The sequence below is a fragment of the Pseudomonas sp. AN-1 genome, assembly GCF_034057115.1.
Classification (GTDB): Bacteria; Pseudomonadota; Gammaproteobacteria; order Pseudomonadales; family Pseudomonadaceae; genus Geopseudomonas.
On sequence record NZ_CP139195.1, the window covers coordinates 165,516 to 184,020 of the forward strand.

Here is an 18,505-nt window from a genome sequence, read left to right on the forward strand (position 1 = left end):
CCCATGAGCTACATGAAGTGGACCAGCGATCTCGAGCTCGGCATCGAGGTCATCGACAACCAGCACCGGCGCATCGTCGAGTACATCAACGACCTGCACCAGGCCATCGACAGGCAGAGCCGCGCGGAGGTCGGCGAGGTGCTGGAGCAGTTGGTCGAGTACACCATGTCGCACTTCGCCTTCGAGGAGGACCTGCAGGAGCAGGCCGGCTATCCCTTCCATCATGCCCACAAGAAGGTCCACGAGCTGTTCTGCCGCAAGATCGAGGACTTCCAGTACCGCTTCGAACTGGGCGAGGATGTCTCCCGCCACCTGCTCACCACCCTGCGCGCCTGGCTGATCAACCACATCAAGCGCGACGACGCCGACTACGCCGAGACCGTCAAGGTCGCCCTGGCGGCGTCGCTCAAGCCGCGGCCGAAGAGCTTCTTCGCCCGGCTGTTCGGCTGAGCTGCGCGGAGACGGGTGGCGACATCCGTCCCTGTCGGGGAGCGACCGCCCCTCTGCCTGCGCGCGGCGGCGGGCGAGCTGCTGCCCTGGCTGCTGGCGCAGGCCTTCGCGACGCCGCCGTCGGACGGCCCGGCGCTCAGTCCTCCTCGTTGAGGTCGAGATAGTCCAGCACGAACGCGATGATCTTCTCGTCGCCGGCGGGCAGGTCGGCCGACACATAGGGCAGATCCTGCCAGTCGTCCTCCTTGGCATAGGGGCGCCAGCTGACGTCGGCGTTGGCACGCACGGTGTTGTAGCTGACCACGATGCGACCATCGGTGATCTGCTCCCATTCGTCCTGCGCCTCGCCGGTGTGGCCCCGGGCCTGCTTGAGCGTACGGATAGTCATGGTCCTGCTTCCTCCTCGGGCGGTGCATCGGCGTAGCTACAACCTTAGGCCAGATTGGCCACGCTGCGGGCCGGCATCCCTCCGCCTGACAGCTGGTCTACGCTGACAACACCCGCACGCGGCCACCGCGGAGCCCGGCATGTCGGCGACCACTCCCCGCATTGCGGTGCTGGCGGCGCCCGGTGCCCGGGAGCTGCCCTATCCGCAGGTTCACGTCTTCCATGATCTCGGCGCGCTGCTGGCCGCCGGTCCGTGGGACGTCCTGCTGCTCGACCAGCCCGGCGCGCAGGCCGGGCAGGCGCTGCAGCAGCTGCGCCGCGCCGAGGGCTGCCGCTTCCTGCCGATCTACTGCTGCCGCGACCAGGATGATTGGTGCCTGGCGCTGGGCGACGGCGCGCCGCCGGCGCAGGCCGACGCCCTGGTCGCCCAGTGGCGGCTGTGGCGCGGCCGTTTCGCGCTGTTCAACCGTGGCGTGGCGCCCGAGCGCTTCGACAGCCGGGTGCTGGCCTGGCTGTGGCTGCGCGCGGCCGGCGAGGTCCGCGCCCTGCGCGACACCGCGGTGGCCCGGCACTACCGCTACCCGCTGCTGGAGGTGCTGGCCGAGGAGGAGACGGTCAACGACTTCGTCTGGCTGCAGCTGATGGCCCAGCAGGGCTGGCTGCAGGCCGGCGAACTGGTCGACCGGCTGCGACTGTGCAACCGCTGCGGTTCGGGGCGTCTCAACTACGTCGACGTCTGTCCCGAGTGCGGCGATCTCGACATCGCCCGCCAGCCGTCGCTGCACTGCTTCACCTGCGGGCACGTGGGCCCGCAGGAGCTGTTCGTCAGGGAGGGGCTGCTGCTGTGCCCGAACTGCCTGACCCGCCTGCGCCACATCGGCAGCGACTACGACCGGCCGCTGGAGAACTACGGCTGTCGCCACTGCCAGGCGTTCTTCGTCGATGCGCGGATCGAGGCGCGCTGCCTGGATTGCGGCCAGGTGCAGGCGCCGGAGCGCCTGCGGGTGCGCGAGGTGCGCCACTACCGGCTGACCGACGCCGGCCGGCTGCACTGCCGCCAGGGCCTGGGCGAGGCCGGGCGAGCGGAGCTGACCCTGCTGCGCCTCAACCTGCGCGGCGGCCGCGAGTTCGCCGAGCTGCTGAGCTGGCAGATCGAGCTGGTGCGGCGCTACGGCGGGCCGCCGTTCTCGGTGCTGGGCATGCGCCTGCACAACCTGCGCACGCTGGGCGAGCTGCGCGCCCACGCGCTGATCGACGGTCTGCTCGAGCGCCTGCTGGAGATAGTGCGCGAGACCGACCGCTGTACGCGCGCCAGCGAGGAGCTGTTCTGGATGCTGCTGCCGCACACCGATGCCGCCGGGCTGGCCAGCCTGCGCCAGCGGCTGACCCGCCCCAGCGGCCTGCTCGGCGACGCCGCGGCCCACGGCATCGAGCTGAGCACGGTGGGTTTCAGCGCGCCGCAGGACCTGCTCGAGCAGGAGGACGGTCCCCTGCTGCTGGCGCGCCTGGCCGGCGAGCTGGAGTGAGCGATGGAGGCGCTGGCGGGACTGCTGGCCGAGCTGGGTCGCGAGGGAGGGCTGTTCGCCCTGCTGCCGGCCTTCCTGCTGTTCGAGGTGCCGCTGAATCTGCTGGTGGTGCTCGGTGTGCTGCGCTGGTTCGTCCGCCGGGGCGAGCGGCAGCCCCTGGTCACGCCCTACCGGCCTGTGGTGTCGTGCATCGTCACCTGCTACAGCGAAGGGGCGGATGTGACCAGGACCCTGCAGAGCCTCTGCGAGCAGGTCTATCCGGGGGAGATCGAGCTGATCCCGGTGGTCGACGGCGCCGCGGTCAACCGCGACACGCTGCAGGCGATCCGCGATTTCCGCGTCGATCCCGGGCGCTATCCGCGCCGCCACCTGCGCCCGATCGCCAAGTGGCAGCGCGGCGGCCGGGTCTCCTCGCTGAATGCCGGGCTGGCCTACTGCCACGGCGAGATCGTCATGGCCCTGGACGGCGACACTTCCTTCGACAACGACATGGTGGCGGCCATGGTGCGCCACTTCGTCGACCCCCGGGTGCCGGCGGTGGCCGGCAGCCTGCGGGTGCGCAATCCGTTCGCCTCCTGGGTGACGGCGCTGCAGGCGCTGGAGTACCTGCTGTCCATCCACCTGGCCAAGATCGGCCTCGGCGAATGGAACCTGGTGAACAACATCTCCGGCGCGTTCGGCGCCTTCCGCCGCAGCTTCCTCGACAAGATCGGCGGCTGGGATACCCACACCGCCGAGGATCTGGACATCACCCTGCGCATCAAGAGCTATTTCGGCCGCGCGCCGCTGCGCATTCCCTTCGAGCCGGCCGCGGTCGGCCACACCGACGTGCCGGTCGGCCTCGGCCAGCTGCTGCGCCAGCGCCTGCGCTGGGACGGCGACCTGTACTTCCTGTACATCCGCAAGCACCGCCACAGCCTGGCGCCGCGCCAGCTCGGCTGGCCGAACTTCCTGGTCACCCTGTTCACCGGCCTGTTCTTCCAGCTGGTGCTGCCCTTCATCATCCTCGGCTACTGCCTGATCGGTCCGCTGCTGCTGCCCTGGCCGCGCCTGCTGCTGCTCGGGGCGCTGATCTACCTGGTCTATCTGGGCGTCACCCTGCTGCTCTACGCCGTCCTGCTGCTGGCGGTCTCCGAACGGCTGCGCGAGGACCTCCGGCTGGCCCCGCTGGTCCTGCTGTTCCCGCCGTGCATGCTGTTCATGCGCTGCTGGAGCGCGGTGGCCATACTCAACGAGATGCTGCGCCGCGGCCACGAGGAGAGCGGCATGGCGCCCTGGTGGGTGCTGAAGAGGGGCAAGAGGTTCTGAATGGCACGAATACCGCTGCTGCCGCTGGCGCTGTGCCTGTCCGCTTCGCTGCAGGCCGCGCCGCTGGCGCTGGACGAGCTGCTGAACGGCTTGCCGCCTGCGCCCGCCGAGCGCCAGCTCGTCGCCGAGCTGGCGGCGCAGGCGGCCGTCGTCGAGCAGCGCCGGGCCGAGGCCGGCTGGCAGCTGTTCGGCGCGGCCAGCGCCGGCCGCTACCACGAACTGAACGACAGCGAGCGGCGCGACGACTATCACGGGCGCAACCTGGCCCTCGGCGTGCGCCATCCGCTGCTCGGCAGCCTGCACCGCCGGCTGGCGCAGGTGCAGTCCGGCCTGGACGAGCAGGAGCGCCAGCGTCTGCGCCTGGCCCTGCTGCGCGCCGGGCAGCGCCTGCAGGTGCGCAGCGCCTATGCCGACTGGTGGCGGGCGCAGGAGGAGCAGCGCCTGTGCCATGCGCTGGCGGATGCCGCACCGGCGGCGCAGGACGCCCTGCAGGCGCGCCGCCAGGCCGGCTGGATGCTGCCGGCCGAAGCCGACGCGCTGCGCAGCCGCTGGCGCGCCCTGCAACGGCGCTGCGCCGCGGCGGACGCCGCCCGGATGCAGGCGCTCGACTGGCTGGGCGTGCTGGCCGGGCGCGCGCTCGCGCCGGCGAGCACTGCGCAGGCCGAGCCGCTGGCCAGCCGGCCGCAGCCCCTGGCGGCCTGGCTCGAGGGGCTCGAGCGCCATCCGCAGCTGGCCGAGCGGCACAGCCGGCTGGCCGAAGCGGGACGCCAGCGTGAGCTGCCCTGGTATGCGCTGCTGGAGTCGAGCGTCAGCCTGAGCCGCGATTTCGAGCGGCGCAGCGGCACCCGGCAGTCCGGCGGCGACTGGGTCGCCAGCCTGGACGTGTCCGCGCCCCTGGACCTGCTCGGCTACGGCAATGCCCGGCAACGCGAGGGCGAGGCGCGCTACCGGGCCGCCGAGGCGGCGCTGGAGGCCGAGCGCCATGACTTGCGCCGCAGCCTGGCGCAGGCCCTGCGCAGCCATCGGCTGGCGCTGGAGGCGCTGCAGTGGCAGGGCGAGCAACGGGAGGTCGCCCGCCGCCGTACGGTCGAGCGGCGCCTGCGCGACGCTCTGGAGGGCGAGGCCGGCATGGCGCGCCGCCAGGAAGCCGAGCTGGAGCTGCACGAGGTCAGCCTGCAACAGGTCGCGGCCTGGCACGGGCTGTGGCTGGCCGAGGCGGAGTTGCGTCTGTTCGCCGACGATGCCGCCGCCGCGCCGCTGCTCGGCACTGCCCGCGAGCACTGGGCGCAGGCCGTGGAGGAGGGCGCCGACTGGCGCCAGGGCGTGTACGTCTGGGACAGCCGCGCGCTGCTCGATCGCCAGCGCCGGCCCGCCGAGCTGCGCGCCCTGCGCGAGGCCGGCATGCAGCGCCTGTACCTGGGGTTGAGCGCGGCGCAGGTCGCACGCCTGGACGCGCTCGAAGGCGAGCTGCGGGCGCTGCTGGCAGAGGCGCGCGCCGCCGGCCTGGAGCCGCTGCTGCTGCTCGGCGAACCGGACTGGCTGCGCAGCGGGCAGCGCAGCGAGCTGGGGCTGCTGCTGGCGCGCCTGGCCGGGCTGCCCTTCGCCGGTCTGCATCTGGATCTGGAGGTGGAGCAGCTCGGCTGGCCGGTGCCCGGCCAGCGCCTGCAGGACTGGCTGGATACCCTGGCGCTGGCGGTGCGCAGCAGTCCCTGGCCGGTGGAGCTGTCCAGCCACCACCGCTGGTTCGCCGCCGACCCCGGCACGCCCTGCGTGCCCTGTGCGCTGCCGGGGCTGGGCGTCCGCCAGGTCAGCCTGATGATCTACACCGCCGACACCGGGCGCAGCGCCGCCCTGGCGGAAGATATCGCCCGGCGCTGGCCGGCGCTGCGCTTTCGTCTGGCGCAGAGCGTCGAGCCGCAGCTGCCGGCGAGCGAAAGCCTGGCCGGGCGCAGCCGCGGCGAGCTGCAGGAGCAGGTCCGCCGCTGGCAGACGCGGCTGCAGGGCACGGCGCTGGGCGGCGTCGACTGGCAGGCCTGGCCACACTATCCCCGTTGAGGCGCCGCCGATGAAGATCCGTTTCGACAGCCCCAAGGAAAGCCGGCCGACCGAGGACCAGGGGCTGCGGGTGCTCTATGCGCCGGGCAGGCGCCTGGCCTTCCGCCTGCGCTGGTACCTGATCCTGCTGCTGGTGGCCAGTCCGCTGCTGTGGCTGGGCGGGCGCTGGCTGTGGTCGACGCTGCGCGTGGAGGCGCCGGCGCGCCTGCTGGTGCCGATCCTGCAACTGCGCGCCTTCGACAGCGCACAGGTCCGCGAGGTGCTGGTCGTCCCGGGGCAGACGGTGGAAGCCGGCGCGCCGCTGCTGCGGCTGGACAATCCGCAGTGGCGCGAGCGCCTGGCGCTGCTGGCCGAGCCGGACCAGGCGCCGTCGGATGCCCATGGCTTGCCGCAGCGCGAGCGGCAGGTATTGCAGGAAGCGCAGGGGGCGGCCGAACGGCGTCTGGCCGAGCTGCGTCGCCTGTTCGCCCTCGATGCCGCGACCCGCGGCGAGCTGCTGCAGGCCGAGAGCGTCCTGGCGACACGCCGCCATGAGCTGCTGCAGTTCGAGCAGCGCCAGCTGCGCGTCGAGCCGGCGGAGGCGGTCCAGCGCCGGCTGGAGCGGCAGTGGCTCGAACGGCGCCTGGCGGCCCTCGAGGTGCGCGCGCCCGAAGCCGGGCGGGTGCTCGACGTGGCGGTGGCGGCGGGAGAGGGGGTCGCTCCGGGGCTGCTGCTGCTGAGCCTGGAGCGCCGGCAGGACGTGCAGGTGTGGGTGTACCTGCCGGCGCGGCAGGCCGGCTACGGCCGGGCCGGGCAGGCGCTGACCCTGTACCTTCCCGACGGTTCGACGCGGGCGGCGCGGGTACGCGGCGAGGCGCACGATGCCGTACCGATGCCGGCCGAGCTGCAGCCGCCGTTCGGCGCGGCGGCGCGCGTCCTGCTGGTGCGGGTGGAGCCCCTGGAGCCCTGGCCGGCCCGCTGGCGGATCGACCGCCTGGGACTGCAGGCGCGCTTCGCGCGCGACTGGCGACGGACCCTTGGCCTGGAAGAGTGAGTCGCCGGGCGATAAAAAAAGCCCTTGGCTTTCACCAAGGGCTTTCGAATCTGGCTCCGCGACCTGGACTCGAACCAGGGACCCAATGATTAACAGTCATTTGCTCTACCGACTGAGCTATCGCGGAACAACGAGGCGTATCTTACTGATTTCTAAGGCGAAGTCAACACCCTTGCGGTGTCGACTTCGCCTTGCGGATCAGAGCACCTCGACGATGGCGCGGGTGACCACTTCGAGGTTCTTGCTGTTCAGCGCGGCGACGCAGATGCGGCCGGTGCCGACGGCGTAGATGCCGAACTCGTTCTTCAGGCGCTCGACCTGCTCGCCGGTCAGGCCGGAGTAGGAGAACATGCCGCGCTGGCGGGCGACGAAGCCGAAGTCGCGCTTGGCGCCGAGGGCGGCCAGCTGCTCGACCATGCCGTTGCGCAGCTGCTTGATGCGGCTGCGCATCTCGCCCAGTTCCTCTTCCCACATGGCGCGCAGTTCGGGGCTGTTGAGCACCGCGGCGACCACGCTGGCGCCGTGGGTCGGCGGGTTGGAATAGTTGGTGCGGATCACGCGCTTGACCTGCGACAGCACGCGGCCGGCTTCTTCCTTCGACGCGGTGACGATGGACAGCGCGCCGACGCGCTCGCCGTACAGCGAGAACGACTTGGAGAACGAGCTGGAGACGAAGAACTGCAGGCCGGAGTCGGCGAACAGGCGCACCGCCTCGGCGTCCTCGGCGATGCCGTCGCCGAAGCCCTGGTAGGCGATGTCGAGGAACGGCACGTGGTTGCGCTCGCGGACCACTTCCAGCACCTGCTTCCAGTCGGCGGAAGACAGGTCGACGCCGGTCGGGTTGTGGCAGCAGGCGTGCAGCACGACGATCGACTGCGCCGGCAGGGCGCGCAGGTCGGCGAGCATGCCGGCCAGGTTCACGCCCTGGGTAGCGGCGTCGTAGTAGCTGTAGTTCTGCACCGGGAAGCCGGCGGATTCGAACAGCGCGCGGTGGTTCTCCCAGCTCGGGTTGCTGATCGCCACCACGGCGTCCGGCAGCAGGCGCTTGAGGAAGTCGGCGCCGGTCTTCAGCGCGCCGGTGCCGCCGAGGGACTGGGTGGTGACCACGCGGCCTTCGGCCAGCAGCGGCGAGTCCTCGCCGAACAGCAGCTTCTGCACGGCGCTGTCGTAGGCGGCGATGCCCTCGATCGGCAGGTAGCCGCGCGGCGCGCGGGCTTCCAGGCGGGCCTTCTCGGCCTCGATCACGGCGCGCAGCAGCGGAATGCGACCTTCTTCGGTGAAGTACACGCCTACGCCCAGGTTGATCTTGCCCGGGCGGGTGTCGGCGTTGAAGGCTTCGTTGAGGCCCAGGATGGGGTCGCGGGGCGCCATTTCGACGGCAGAGAACAGACTCATGTGCGGCAGCTCTGTGAGTATGAGGGTGACGGGCGGATGCAACGCCCAGCCATCACTGGGCTAGGGGGTTGCGCAGACGGGGCGATATTATAGACAGCACCATCCCGGTGCGGCGATACGCAGGTGCGGCGAAAACGGCCGTTGGTGCGACATATGGTCGCTGCTGGCGGAGCACTGTCAGCCGTGGTCGTTGCCGCGGGAGTTTGTCCTTTCAGGGTACGCACATGTCCAGGTTCAAGCTTGTCACCCGCTTCAAACCCGCCGGCGACCAGCCGGAGGCGATCCGCCAGATGGTCGAGGGCCTCGAGGCCGGGCTGTCGCACCAGACCCTGCTCGGCGTGACCGGCTCGGGCAAGACCTTCAGCATCGCCAACGTGATCGCCAGGGTGCAGCGGCCGACGCTGGTCCTCGCCCCCAACAAGACCCTGGCCGCGCAGCTGTACGGCGAGTTCAGGAGCTTCTTCCCCGACAACGCGGTGGAGTACTTCGTCTCCTACTACGACTACTACCAGCCGGAAGCCTACGTACCGTCCTCCGACACCTACATCGAGAAGGACGCCTCGATCAACGACCACATCGAGCAGATGCGCCTGTCGGCGACCAAGGCGCTGCTGGAGCGGCCGGACGCGATCATCGTCGCCACCGTGTCGTCGATCTACGGCCTCGGCGATCCCGAGTCGTACCTGAAGATGGTCCTGCACGTCGACCGCGGCGACCGGCTCGACCAGCGCGAGCTGCTGCGCCGCCTCGCCGAGCTGCAGTACACCCGCAACGACATGGACTTCGCCCGCGCCACCTTCCGCGTGCGCGGCGACGTGATCGACATCTACCCGGCCGAATCGGAGCTGGAGGCGATCCGCATCGAGCTGTTCGACGACGAGGTGGAAAGCCTGGCCGCCTTCGATCCGCTGACCGGCGAGGTGATCCGCAAGCTGCCGCGCTTCACCTTCTATCCCAAGAGCCACTATGTGACCCCGCGTGAGGCGCTGCTGGAGGCGGTGGATAACATCAAGGTCGAACTCAGGCAGCGCCTGGAGTACCTGCGCGCGCACGACAAGCTGGTCGAGGCGCAGCGCCTGGAGCAGCGCACCCGCTTCGACCTGGAGATGATCCTCGAACTGGGCTACTGCAACGGCATCGAGAACTACTCGCGCTACCTGTCCGGCCGCGCGCCGGGCGAGGCGCCGCCAACCCTGTACGACTACCTGCCGGACAACGCCCTGCTGGTGATCGACGAGTCGCACGTCACCGTGCCGCAGATCGGCGCCATGTACAAGGGCGACCGTTCGCGCAAGGAAACCCTGGTGGAGTACGGCTTCCGCCTGCCCTCGGCGCTGGACAACCGGCCGATGAAGTTCGAGGAGTGGGAGGCGGCCAGTCCGCAGACCATCTTCGTCTCCGCCACCCCCGGCCCCTACGAGGCCGAGCACGCCGGAAGGGTGATCGAGCAGGTGGTGCGCCCGACCGGGCTGGTCGACCCGCAGCTGGAAGTGCGCCCGGCCACCACCCAGGTCGACGACCTGCTCTCGGAGATCCGCAAGTGCGTGGCCGCCGGCGAGCGCGTGCTGGTCACCACCCTGACCAAGCGCATGGCCGAGGACCTCACCGACTACCTGGGCGACCACGACGTCAGGGTGCGCTACCTGCACTCGGACATCGACACCGTCGAGCGCGTGGAGATCATCCGCGACCTGCGCACCGGTGCCTTCGACGTGCTGGTCGGCATCAACCTGCTGCGCGAGGGCCTGGACATGCCCGAGGTGGCGCTGGTGGCGATCCTCGACGCCGACAAGGAAGGCTTCCTGCGCAGCGAACGCTCGCTGATCCAGACCATCGGCCGCGCCGCGCGCAACCTCAACGGTCGGGCGATCCTCTACGCCGACCAGGTGACCGGCTCGATGCAGCGCGCCATCGACGAGACCGAGCGGCGCCGTGCCAAGCAGATCGCCTTCAACGAGAAGCACGGCATCGTGCCGCAGGGCGTGAAGAAGGACGTGCAGGACATTCTCGAGGGCGCCGTGGTGCCCGGCGCGCGCAGCCGCAAGCGCAGCGCGGCGGCCAGGGCGGCGGAGGAGAGCGCCCGCTACGAGGCGGCGCTCAACTCGCCGAGCGAGATCACCAAGCGCATCCGCCAGTTGGAGGAGAAGATGTACGAGCTGGCCCGCGACCTCGAGTTCGAGGCCGCCGCGCAGCTGCGCGACGAGATCCAGAAGCTGCGCGAGCGGTTGCTGGCGCTGTAGACGCCTGGCGGTACGTGCGAGCGTAGGGTGGGTTACGGCCTGCGGCCTAACCCACCCTACGGTTCAGCTGGCCATTCAGCACTACGCTGGCCAGCCCGCCGGCGACCAGTCCCCAGAACGCCGAACCGACACCGAGCAGGCTCAGCCCCGAGGCGGTGACCAGGAAGGTGATCAGCGCCGGCTCGCGCTGGCGCACGTCCTGCAGGGCGCCGGCCAGGCTGTTGCTCAGGGTGACCAGCAGCGCCAGCCCGGCGATGGCGAGGATCAAGGCCTGCGGGAAGGCGGCGAACAGGCTGGCCACGGTGGCGCCGAACAGGCCGATCAACAGGTAGAAACTGCCGGCACAGACCGCCGCCCAGTAGCGCCGCTGTGGTTCCTGGCCGGCCTCGGGGCCGGCGCAGATCGCCGCGGTGATCGCCGCCAGATTGATGGCGAAGCCACCGAAGGGGGCCAGCAGCAGGCTGGCCAGCCCGGTCCAGGCGATCAGCGGCGACACCGGCACCCGCTCGTAGCCCGCGGTGCGCAGCACCGCCACGCCGGGCAGGTTCTGCGAGGCCATGGTCACCACGAACAGCGGGATGCCGACGCCGACCAGCGCCGCCCAGGAGAACTCGGGGCGCACGAACTGCGGCACCGCCACGGCCAGCTCGACCGCCTGCCAGCGCAGCAGGCCGAGCCGCCAGGCCAGGCCGATGCCGAGCAGCAGCACCAGCAGGATCGCGTAGCGCGGCAGCAGGCGCTTGCCGGCGAGGTAGGCGAGGAACAGGCTGCCGACCAGCAGTGCCTGCTGCTCGAAGGCGCCGAACAGCTCGAGACCGAAACGCAGCAGCACGCCGGCCAGCATGGCCGCCGCCAGCGCCTGGGGGATGCGCTGCATCAGCCGGGCGAACAGGCCGGTGACGCCGCTCAGGGTGATCAGCGCGGCGCTGAACAGGAAGGCGCCGACCGCCTCGCCCATGCCCAGGCCGCCCAGGCTGCCGGCGAGCAGGGCGGCGCCGGGGGTCGACCAGGCAGTGAGCACCGGCGCGCGGTAGCGCAGCGACAGGCCGATGCTGGTCAGACCGCAGCCCAGGCACAGCGCCCACAGCCAGGAGCTGACCTGGGCGGCGTCGGCGCCGGCCGCGGCGGCGGCCTGGAAGATGATCACCGCCGAGCTGGTGAAGCCGACCAGCACGGCGATCAGGCCGGCGCTGACATGGCTGGGTGCCGGTAAACGGGACATGGGCGATCCTCGGACTTGAGGGATGGGCGACTTTGTGCGTTATTGCGCACGATGTGGACAAGTTACCCCTTGTGCGCTATAGCGCACAAGGGCGGAGGAGCGTGATGACGGATATCAACCAGCGGATCGCCGCGCGGCTGCGCGCGCTGCGCCAGGCGCAGGGCTGGAGCCTGGACCGTGCGGCACAGGCCACCGGGGTGAGCAAGGCGATGCTCGGCCAGATCGAGCGCGGCGAGTCGAGCCCGACGGTGGCCACGCTGTGGAAGATCGCCGCCGGCTTCCACGTCTCGTTTTCCGGCCTGCTCGAGGAGACGCCGGCCGACGACGGTGCGCTGCTGCGCAGCAGCGTCGGTGGCGACTGGCCGACGGATGACGGCAGCATCCAGGTGCGCACGCTGTTTCCCTTCGATCCGGCGCTGGGCAGCGAGTTTCTGGTCGTCGAGCTGCAGCCGGGCGCCTGCCACCAGTCGGTGCCGCATGCCGCCGGAGTCACCGAGCATGTGATCCCGCTCAATGGCACGCTGGAGATCTGCGTCGACGGCATCTGGCAGAGCGTCGCCTGCGGCGAGGGCCTGCGCTTCGCCGCCGACCGGCCGCATACCTATCGCAACGGCGGCAGCGCACCGCTGCTGTTCCACAACCTGATCCATTACCGGGCGGCGCCTTGTGAGCCCGGCGCCGGCGCCTTATAAAGCGTCTTTCCTCGAATGGATGGCGATCATGCTGCGACTCTCCGCGCTCTACCGTTTCCCGGTCAAATCCCTCGGCGGCGAGCTGCTGCAGCGTGCCGAGGTCGACGATCTCGGCCTGGCCGGCGACCGCCGCTGGATGGTGGTGGACAGCGCGAGCGGCCGCTTCCTGACCCAGCGCCAGCTCCCCGGTATGGCGCGGATCGGCGCGCGCTGGCGGGATGGCGAGACCCTGGAGCTGAGCGCCCCGGAGCGGGCGCCGCTGCTGGTGACGGTGCCGCTGGCCGACCTGGCGCTGCGCGGGGTGACGGTGTGGCGCGACAGCCTCGAGGCGCCGGATGCCGGCGACGCGGCGGCGGCCTGGCTGAGCGCCTGCCTCGGCCAGGACTGCCGGCTGGTGCATGTGCCGGCCAGCCGCGCCCGCCAGGTGGACACCGCCTATGCGCAGGTCGGCGACAAGGTGGGCTTCGCCGACGGTTTCCCGCTGCTGCTGATCGGCCAGGGCTCGCTGGACGACCTGTCGGCGCGGGTCGGCCGGCCGCTGGAGATGCTGCGCTTCCGCCCCAACCTGGTGATCGAGGGCGCCGCGCCCTACGCCGAGGACGGCTGGGGGCGCCTGCGCATCGGCGCCGTGGAGTTCGAGCGGGTCAAGCCGTGTTCGCGCTGCGCCATCCCCACCCTCGATCCGCACAGCGGCGAGCGCTCGGACGACGGCGAGCCGCTGCGCACCCTGGCCAGCTACCGGCGCGACGCCGACGGCGTGTACTTCGGCCAGAACCTGATCCAGCGCGGCACCGGCGTGCTGGAGGTGGGCATGCCGGTGACCCTGCTGGATTGAGGGTGGCCCTGTAGGGGCGAATTCATTCGCCTGACAGAGCCGCGCAGGCGAATGAATTCGCCCCTACAGGCTTTGCATCGACGGACGACGTTTGGGGTTTACTGCGGCCCCAGCTCGCGCTCGTGCCATTCCACCAGCTTCTGCGGAGCGCCGAGCTTCTCGCCGTAGATCACCGAGTAGGACAGCACGTTCTGCACGTACTGGCGGGTCTCGTCGAAGGGGATGGTCTCGATCCAGATGTCGAACGGCATCCTCTCGTTGCCGCTCAGCCACTGGCGCACCCGGCCCGGGCCGGCGTTGTAGGCGGCCGAGGCGAGGATGCGGTTGCCGCCGAACTGGCCGTAGACCTGGCTGAGGTAGGCGGCGCCGAGCTGGATGTTGACGTCGGGGTTGAGCGCCTGCTGCGGCGAGCGCAGCGGGATGCCGAAGCGTCGCGCGGTTTCCTTGGCGGTGGCCGGCATCAGCTGCATCAGGCCCATGGCGCCCACGTGGGAGCGGGCGTCGGCCATGAAGCCGCTTTCCTGGCGGGTGATGGCGAACACCCAGCTCGAATGCAGGCCGCGGCTGCGCGCCTCGCGGGTCAGGGTGCCCTGGTGGGCCATGGGGAAGCGCACGTCGAGGTCGTCCCAGTACTGCGCCATGCTGATCGAGCGGATCGCCGGGAAGTACCACTCCATCTCGTAGCCGAGGCGCGCCTGCGCCACCAGCTCCTCGCGGCTGAACAGGCGGGCGACGTGGTACCACTCGCGGCGACCGTCGCCGATCTGCCCGCGGGCATGGAACTCGAGGGCGCGACGGATGCCGGCGGTGTTGCGCACCTTCTGCATCACCCTGGGGTCGATGGCCATCGGCTTGTGGTTGAGCTGGTAGGGCGCGTTGATCCGGTCGGCGGAGAGGAAGCCGTAGAAGTCGCGCTCGCCGGCCACCGGCAGGTACAGGCGGATCGGGTCCTTGCTGTTGGGCTGGGCCAGCTGCAGGCTGCGCGCCTGCCAGTAGCGCCAGCGGCTGGTGCCGGCCAGATCGCCGGGCATCTGTCGGGTCAGCTGGTGGGCGTCGGCCCAGCGGCCGAGGCGCAGCAGCAGGCGGGCGCGCCATTCGCTGACGGTGTCGTCGCGCAGTTCGGGGTCGTACTGGCTCATCACCCGCAACGCGCGCGAATCGAAGCGCCGCGCCAGAGTCAGGCCGATCTCGCGGGCGATGGCCACCTTCTCCTCGCTGGAGAACGGCAGCTGGCGGCTGTAGTCCTCGAGCAGGGCCAGCGCCTGCTCCGGGTTCTGCCGCGCCAGCCGGCGCAGGCCGAGGCCGACCGCGTCGGCGGTATGGCGGTCGTTGCCGGCGAAGCGCTGGCGCTGCGCCAGCAACTCGGGCTTCTGCGCCACGTCGATCAGCAGTTGGCCCTGGGCGGCGAGGCTGCCGAGGGTCTTCTGCAGGTGGCCGGCCAGGCCGTAGTTGCGCTCCTGGGCGGCCAGCTTCAGGCGCTGCCAGCGCAGTTCCTCGGTCAGTCCCCCCTGGGCGCGCCACAGGTCGAACAGGCGGTCGCAGGTGTTGGGCTGCGACTTGCCGACCAGCCACAGGCGCCTGGCGACGATGGCGCCATCGGCCGCCTTGCCGTGGCGGAACAGGTACTCGCCCATCAGGCAGTCCAGCTCGGCGAGCTCCAGCGCCGGCGAGTAATGCTTGATGAAGGTCTGCCATTCGCCACGCTCGGCCAGCCAGCGCAGCCAGCGCAGCTTCATCCAGCCGATCTGCGGCAGGTCGCCGTGCTCGGCGAGGAAGGTCTCGAACTCGCGGTTGCTGGCGCTCTTCAGGCGCAGGGTCAGCTCGTCGTAGGCCAGGTGCGGTTCCAGCGGGTAGTCCCGCAGGGCCTGGCGGTAGCGCAGGTAGGGACCCGGATCGTTCTTGTCCAGCGCGCGCTTGGCCTCGTCGTACATGGCGCGCTGCTGCGCGAGGGACGCGGCGTGGGCGAAGGAGGGGGGCAGGCCGAGACTGGCCAGCAGGCAGACGAGCAGGACGAACGGGCGGGCGCGCATGGCAAATCCGGTACTTCGGGCAGGATGGGGCGATGGGGACAAGCTTAGCGCGGCCCGGCCGGCACTCCTAGCGCCGGCCGGGCGGAAACACGCTGTGGGGGGAATTCCCCGGGCCGTGTAGGAAAAACACCATGCCCCGTGTGGGCAAAGGGCGAGTAGGAGTAGAATGCGCGGCCATTCCTGTGGAGGCTGTGCCCATGACCCTGCTCAAGTTCACCGACGTGTCCCTTGCCTACGGTGCCACACCGTTGCTGGACGGGGTGTCGTGGCAGATCGCACGGGGCGAACGGGTATGCATCATCGGTCGCAACGGCACCGGCAAGTCCAGCCTGCTCAAGCTGGTCAAGGGCGAGCAGCGTCCGGACGACGGCGAGATCTGGCGTGCGCCGACCCTGCGCATCGGCGAGTTGCCCCAGGAGCTGCCGGCGGCCGACGAGCGCAGCGTCTACGACGTGGTCGCCGAGGGCCTGGCCGAGGTCGGCGAGCTGCTCGCCCGCTACCACCACCTGTCCCAGCACATCCACGGCGACGACGATCTCGCCGAGCTGTCGCGCGTCCAGCAGGCGCTGGAGGCCCGTGACGGCTGGCGCCTGCAGCAGCTGGTGGAGAACACCCTGAGCCGCCTGCAGCTGCCGGCCGACAAGACCCTGGCCGAGCTGTCGGGCGGCTGGCGCCGCCGCGTGCTGCTGGCCCAGGCGCTGGTCGCCGAGCCGGACCTGCTGCTGCTCGACGAGCCGACCAACCACCTGGACATCGGTGCCATCGCCTGGCTGGAGGAGGCGCTGCTCGGTTTCAACGGCGCGGTGCTGTTCATCACCCACGATCGCGCCTTCCTGCAGAGCCTGGCCACCCGCATCCTCGAGCTGGACCGCGGCCACCTGATCGACTGGAACGGCGACTATGCCAGCTTCCTGGTGCACAAGGAGCAGCAGCTGGCGGCCGAGGAGGCGGCCAACGCGCTGTTCGACAAGCGCCTGGCCCAGGAAGAGGTGTGGATCCGCCAGGGCATCAAGGCGCGGCGGACCCGCAACGAGGGCCGCGTGCGCGCGCTCAAGGCGATGCGCGCCGAGCGCGCCGAGCGTCGCGAGCGCCAGGGCAAGGCCAGCATCCAGCTGGAGACCGCGGACAAGTCCGGCAAGCAGGTGATAGTCGCCGAGAACGTCGACTTCGCCCATCCCGGCGGCGAGCCGCTGATCCGCGACTTCTCCATGGTCCTGCAGCGCGGCGACCGCATCGGCCTGCTCGGCGCCAACGGCACCGGCAAGACCACCCTGCTCAAGCTGCTGCTCGGCGAACTGCAGCCGACCGCCGGCAGCATCAAGATCGGCACCAAGCTGGAGGTGGCCTACTTCGACCAGCTGCGTCATCAGCTCGAACCTGAGAAAACAGTGATCGACAACATTGCCGAGGGCCGCGAGTTCATTACCATCGACGGCCAGAACCGCCATGTGCTCAGCTACCTCGGCGACTTCCTGTTCAGCCCGCAGCGCGCGCGCTCGCCGGTCAAGGCGCTGTCCGGCGGCGAGCGGGCACGACTCTTGCTGGCCAAGCTGTTCAGCAAGCCGGCCAACCTGCTGGTGCTGGACGAGCCGACCAACGACCTGGACGTGGAAACCCTCGAGCTGCTCGAGGAAGTGCTGCTCGGCTTCCCCGGCACCGTGCTGATGGTCAGCCACGACCGTGCCTTCCTCGACAACGTGGTGACCAGCACGCTGGTGTTCGAGGGCGAGGGCCGGGTGCGCGAGTACGTCGGTGGTTATCAGGACTGGCTGCGCCAGGGCGGTTCGCCGCGTCTGCTCGGCGTCGGCAAGGAGGCGGAGGGCAAGCCGCAGGCGGAGAGCAAGCCGGCGCCGGTCGAGAAGGCGGCGCCCCCGGTGGCCGCCGCCCGCAGGAAGCTGAGCTACAAGGAGCAGCGCGAGCTGGACGCGCTGCCGGCACAGATCGAGGCATTGGAGAGCGAGCAGGCCGCCCTTCAGGAAGAGACCGCCAATCCCGATTTCTATTTGCGGCCCCAGGAGCAGACCCATGCGGCCCTGGCCCGGCTGGAGCATCTCCAGCACGAGCTGGATCGCCTGCTGGAGCGCTGGGCCGAGCTGGAAGGTTGATGTACCTGGCAACGGACACGGAGTAGGGAATGACCATCGAGTACAGGATTACCCTGGACGACAATCACGAGTTCAACTACCGGGTTGAACTCGATCGCAGCTACGACCCGGCGCAGGTGGCCGAGGCGCCGCGCTGGACACGGCTGGATCACGAGAAGTGCAGCAACTGCCCGCTCAACGAGGTGCTCCACACCTACTGTCCGGCGGCGGTCGACCTGCATCGCGTGATCGAGGACTTCCGTGGCCTGCCGGCGTTCAAGAAGGCTCAGGTGCGGGTGATCACCACCGAGCGGGAGTACTGCAAGGAAGTCAGCCTGGAAGGGGCGCTGCGTTCGCTGCTCGGCGTGCTGATGGCCACCAGCGCCTGCCCGATGCTCTGCCGCCTCAAGCCCATGGCCCAGCAGCATCTGCCGTTCGCCAGCAACCAGGAATTCATCCTGCGCACCGTGTCGCTGTACCTGATGCGCCAGTACTACAACATGCGCGAAGGGCGGCATGCCGACTGGGAACTCAAGGGGTTGATCCGCCATTACCAGCAACTGCAGCTGGTCAATCAGGCCTTCTGGCAGCGCATCCACGACACCTGCGAGGGCGACTCCAACCTCAAGGCCTTCCTCAGCTTCTTCTCCATGTCCTCCAGCGTGTCCTATTCGCTGGAAGCCCAGCTCAGCAAGATCCGTCCGCTGGTGATGAACGGCGGCGCCGACCTGGGGCTGTTCTGATCGACCGGCTCGCGCCGGGTGCAAGGCCCGGCGCGACGCTGATCGTCCTGCTCACGCCTTCTTCAGGTGCACCGCCAGCACGTCGCAGGGCGCGCCGTGCAGCACGTCGTTGGAGGTGGAGCCGAGCAGCAGGGCCAGGCCGTGGCGGCCGTGGCTGCCGACCACGATCAGGTCGCAGCCCTGCTCGCTGGCCAGACGGTGGATCTCCTGGCGCGGCTGGCCGAAGGCCAGGTGGCTGTTGTCCTTGGTCAGTTCCGGGTGGCTGGCGGAGAAGGATTCCAGCTGCTTGCGCGCCTGATCGATCTGCTGCTCCTGCAGCGCCGAGAGATCCATCGGCACGTCGCCGCCGAAGGCCATGGACATGGGCTCGACCACGTGGACCAGCGACAGGCGCGAATTGCAGCACTTGGCCAGTTCGACGGCGCGCTCGATCACGGTATGGCAATCGTCGGTCATGTCGACAGCAACCAGCAGGTGTTGGTAATTCATTTCGGTTCTCCGTGCA

At 70.1% G+C, this 18,505-nt stretch carries 15 protein-coding genes and 1 tRNA gene; 10 read left to right on the plus strand and 6 right to left on the minus strand.

Annotation, left to right across the window (positions count from 1 at the left end; genetic code table 11):
* Nucleotides 1-3: 3 nt before the first annotated feature.
* Nucleotides 4-450, plus strand: a complete 447-nt coding sequence (locus SK095_RS00720; RefSeq protein WP_136491602.1) for a bacteriohemerythrin — start codon at nucleotides 4-6, stop codon at nucleotides 448-450.
* A gap of 136 nt (nucleotides 451-586) precedes the next feature.
* On the opposite strand, the gene SK095_RS00725 is transcribed toward SK095_RS00720, so the two are convergent.
* A complete protein-coding gene (locus tag SK095_RS00725; protein ID WP_320547559.1) occupies nucleotides 587-838 on the minus strand; it encodes a hypothetical protein in 252 nt (83 codons plus the stop codon).
* A 139-nt stretch (nucleotides 839-977) separates the two neighbouring features.
* On the opposite strand from SK095_RS00725, the gene SK095_RS00730 reads away from it, so the two are divergent.
* From SK095_RS00730 to SK095_RS00745, 4 genes are read left to right on the plus strand one after another with little or no spacing between them, the layout of a single operon-like run.
* On the plus strand, nucleotides 978-2,363 hold the full coding sequence (locus tag SK095_RS00730; protein WP_320547560.1) for a diguanylate cyclase: 1,386 nt from the start codon (nucleotides 978-980) through the stop codon (nucleotides 2,361-2,363).
* Between the two features lie 3 nt (nucleotides 2,364-2,366).
* Nucleotides 2,367-3,671: a glycosyltransferase family 2 protein gene (locus SK095_RS00735; protein WP_136491605.1), complete on the plus strand. Its 1,305-nt coding sequence runs from the start codon at nucleotides 2,367-2,369 to the stop codon at nucleotides 3,669-3,671.
* Nucleotides 3,672-5,726, plus strand: coding sequence for a TolC family protein (locus SK095_RS00740; RefSeq protein ID WP_320547561.1), 2,055 nt, complete (start codon nucleotides 3,672-3,674; stop codon nucleotides 5,724-5,726).
* A 10-nt stretch (nucleotides 5,727-5,736) separates the two neighbouring features.
* Nucleotides 5,737-6,759, plus strand: coding sequence for an HlyD family secretion protein (locus SK095_RS00745; RefSeq protein WP_136488898.1), 1,023 nt, complete (start codon nucleotides 5,737-5,739; stop codon nucleotides 6,757-6,759).
* Between the two features lie 51 nt (nucleotides 6,760-6,810).
* On the opposite strand, the gene SK095_RS00750 is transcribed toward SK095_RS00745, so the two are convergent.
* Nucleotides 6,811-6,886: transfer RNA gene (locus SK095_RS00750), tRNA-Asn, on the minus strand.
* Between the two features lie 71 nt (nucleotides 6,887-6,957).
* Nucleotides 6,958-8,154, minus strand: a complete 1,197-nt coding sequence (locus SK095_RS00755; protein WP_136488897.1) for an amino acid aminotransferase — start codon at nucleotides 8,152-8,154, stop codon at nucleotides 6,958-6,960.
* A gap of 224 nt (nucleotides 8,155-8,378) precedes the next feature.
* Between SK095_RS00755 and uvrB the strand changes: the two genes are divergently transcribed.
* Complete coding sequence (uvrB, locus tag SK095_RS00760) at nucleotides 8,379-10,394, plus strand: excinuclease ABC subunit UvrB (protein ID WP_320547562.1); 2,016 nt, start codon at nucleotides 8,379-8,381, stop codon at nucleotides 10,392-10,394.
* Between the two features lie 46 nt (nucleotides 10,395-10,440).
* Here the strand turns inward: uvrB and SK095_RS00765 are convergent, their stop codons facing one another.
* Nucleotides 10,441-11,616: a benzoate/H(+) symporter BenE family transporter gene (locus tag SK095_RS00765; protein ID WP_320547563.1), complete on the minus strand. Its 1,176-nt coding sequence runs from the start codon at nucleotides 11,614-11,616 to the stop codon at nucleotides 10,441-10,443.
* A gap of 104 nt (nucleotides 11,617-11,720) precedes the next feature.
* Between SK095_RS00765 and SK095_RS00770 the strand changes: the two genes are divergently transcribed.
* Complete coding sequence (locus tag SK095_RS00770) at nucleotides 11,721-12,308, plus strand: XRE family transcriptional regulator (RefSeq protein ID WP_320547564.1); 588 nt, start codon at nucleotides 11,721-11,723, stop codon at nucleotides 12,306-12,308.
* Between the two features lie 28 nt (nucleotides 12,309-12,336).
* Complete coding sequence (locus SK095_RS00775; protein WP_320547565.1) at nucleotides 12,337-13,143, plus strand: MOSC domain-containing protein; 807 nt, start codon at nucleotides 12,337-12,339, stop codon at nucleotides 13,141-13,143.
* Between the two features lie 98 nt (nucleotides 13,144-13,241).
* On the opposite strand, the gene SK095_RS00780 is transcribed toward SK095_RS00775, so the two are convergent.
* Nucleotides 13,242-15,173 carry a transglycosylase SLT domain-containing protein gene (locus tag SK095_RS00780; protein ID WP_320547566.1) on the minus strand — a complete coding sequence of 644 codons (1,932 nt, stop codon included), beginning with the start codon at nucleotides 15,171-15,173 and terminating at the stop codon, nucleotides 13,242-13,244.
* Nucleotides 15,174-15,370: 197 nt separating this feature from the next.
* On the opposite strand from SK095_RS00780, the gene SK095_RS00785 reads away from it, so the two are divergent.
* Nucleotides 15,371-17,278, plus strand: coding sequence for an ATP-binding cassette domain-containing protein (locus SK095_RS00785; protein ID WP_320547567.1), 1,908 nt, complete (start codon nucleotides 15,371-15,373; stop codon nucleotides 17,276-17,278).
* 29 nt (nucleotides 17,279-17,307) lie between these two features.
* A complete protein-coding gene (locus tag SK095_RS00790; protein WP_136488890.1) occupies nucleotides 17,308-18,000 on the plus strand; it encodes a DUF6901 family protein in 693 nt (230 codons plus the stop codon).
* Between the two features lie 51 nt (nucleotides 18,001-18,051).
* Here the strand turns inward: SK095_RS00790 and SK095_RS00795 are convergent, their stop codons facing one another.
* Complete coding sequence (locus tag SK095_RS00795; RefSeq protein ID WP_136488889.1) at nucleotides 18,052-18,489, minus strand: universal stress protein; 438 nt, start codon at nucleotides 18,487-18,489, stop codon at nucleotides 18,052-18,054.
* Between the last annotated feature and the right edge of the window lie 16 nt (nucleotides 18,490-18,505).

Excerpts from the sequence above, each read along its gene's own strand:
- SK095_RS00720 (WP_136491602.1), top strand. The coding sequence starts at position 4 with ATGAGCTACATGAAGTGGACCAGCGATCTCGAGCTCGGCATCGAGGTC.
- SK095_RS00725 (WP_320547559.1), bottom strand. The coding sequence starts at position 838 with ATGACTATCCGTACGCTCAAGCAGGCCCGGGGCCACACCGGCGAGGCG.
- SK095_RS00730 (WP_320547560.1), top strand. The coding sequence starts at position 978 with ATGTCGGCGACCACTCCCCGCATTGCGGTGCTGGCGGCGCCCGGTGCC.
- SK095_RS00735 (WP_136491605.1), top strand. The coding sequence starts at position 2,367 with ATGGAGGCGCTGGCGGGACTGCTGGCCGAGCTGGGTCGCGAGGGAGGG.
- SK095_RS00740 (WP_320547561.1), top strand. The coding sequence starts at position 3,672 with ATGGCACGAATACCGCTGCTGCCGCTGGCGCTGTGCCTGTCCGCTTCG.
- SK095_RS00745 (WP_136488898.1), top strand. The coding sequence starts at position 5,737 with ATGAAGATCCGTTTCGACAGCCCCAAGGAAAGCCGGCCGACCGAGGAC.
- SK095_RS00755 (WP_136488897.1), bottom strand. The coding sequence starts at position 8,154 with ATGAGTCTGTTCTCTGCCGTCGAAATGGCGCCCCGCGACCCCATCCTG.
- uvrB (WP_320547562.1), top strand. The coding sequence starts at position 8,379 with ATGTCCAGGTTCAAGCTTGTCACCCGCTTCAAACCCGCCGGCGACCAG.
- SK095_RS00765 (WP_320547563.1), bottom strand. The coding sequence starts at position 11,616 with ATGTCCCGTTTACCGGCACCCAGCCATGTCAGCGCCGGCCTGATCGCC.
- SK095_RS00770 (WP_320547564.1), top strand. The coding sequence starts at position 11,721 with ATGACGGATATCAACCAGCGGATCGCCGCGCGGCTGCGCGCGCTGCGC.
- SK095_RS00775 (WP_320547565.1), top strand. The coding sequence starts at position 12,337 with ATGCTGCGACTCTCCGCGCTCTACCGTTTCCCGGTCAAATCCCTCGGC.
- SK095_RS00780 (WP_320547566.1), bottom strand. The coding sequence starts at position 15,173 with ATGCGCGCCCGCCCGTTCGTCCTGCTCGTCTGCCTGCTGGCCAGTCTC.
- SK095_RS00785 (WP_320547567.1), top strand. The coding sequence starts at position 15,371 with ATGACCCTGCTCAAGTTCACCGACGTGTCCCTTGCCTACGGTGCCACA.
- SK095_RS00790 (WP_136488890.1), top strand. The coding sequence starts at position 17,308 with ATGACCATCGAGTACAGGATTACCCTGGACGACAATCACGAGTTCAAC.
- SK095_RS00795 (WP_136488889.1), bottom strand. The coding sequence starts at position 18,489 with ATGAATTACCAACACCTGCTGGTTGCTGTCGACATGACCGACGATTGC.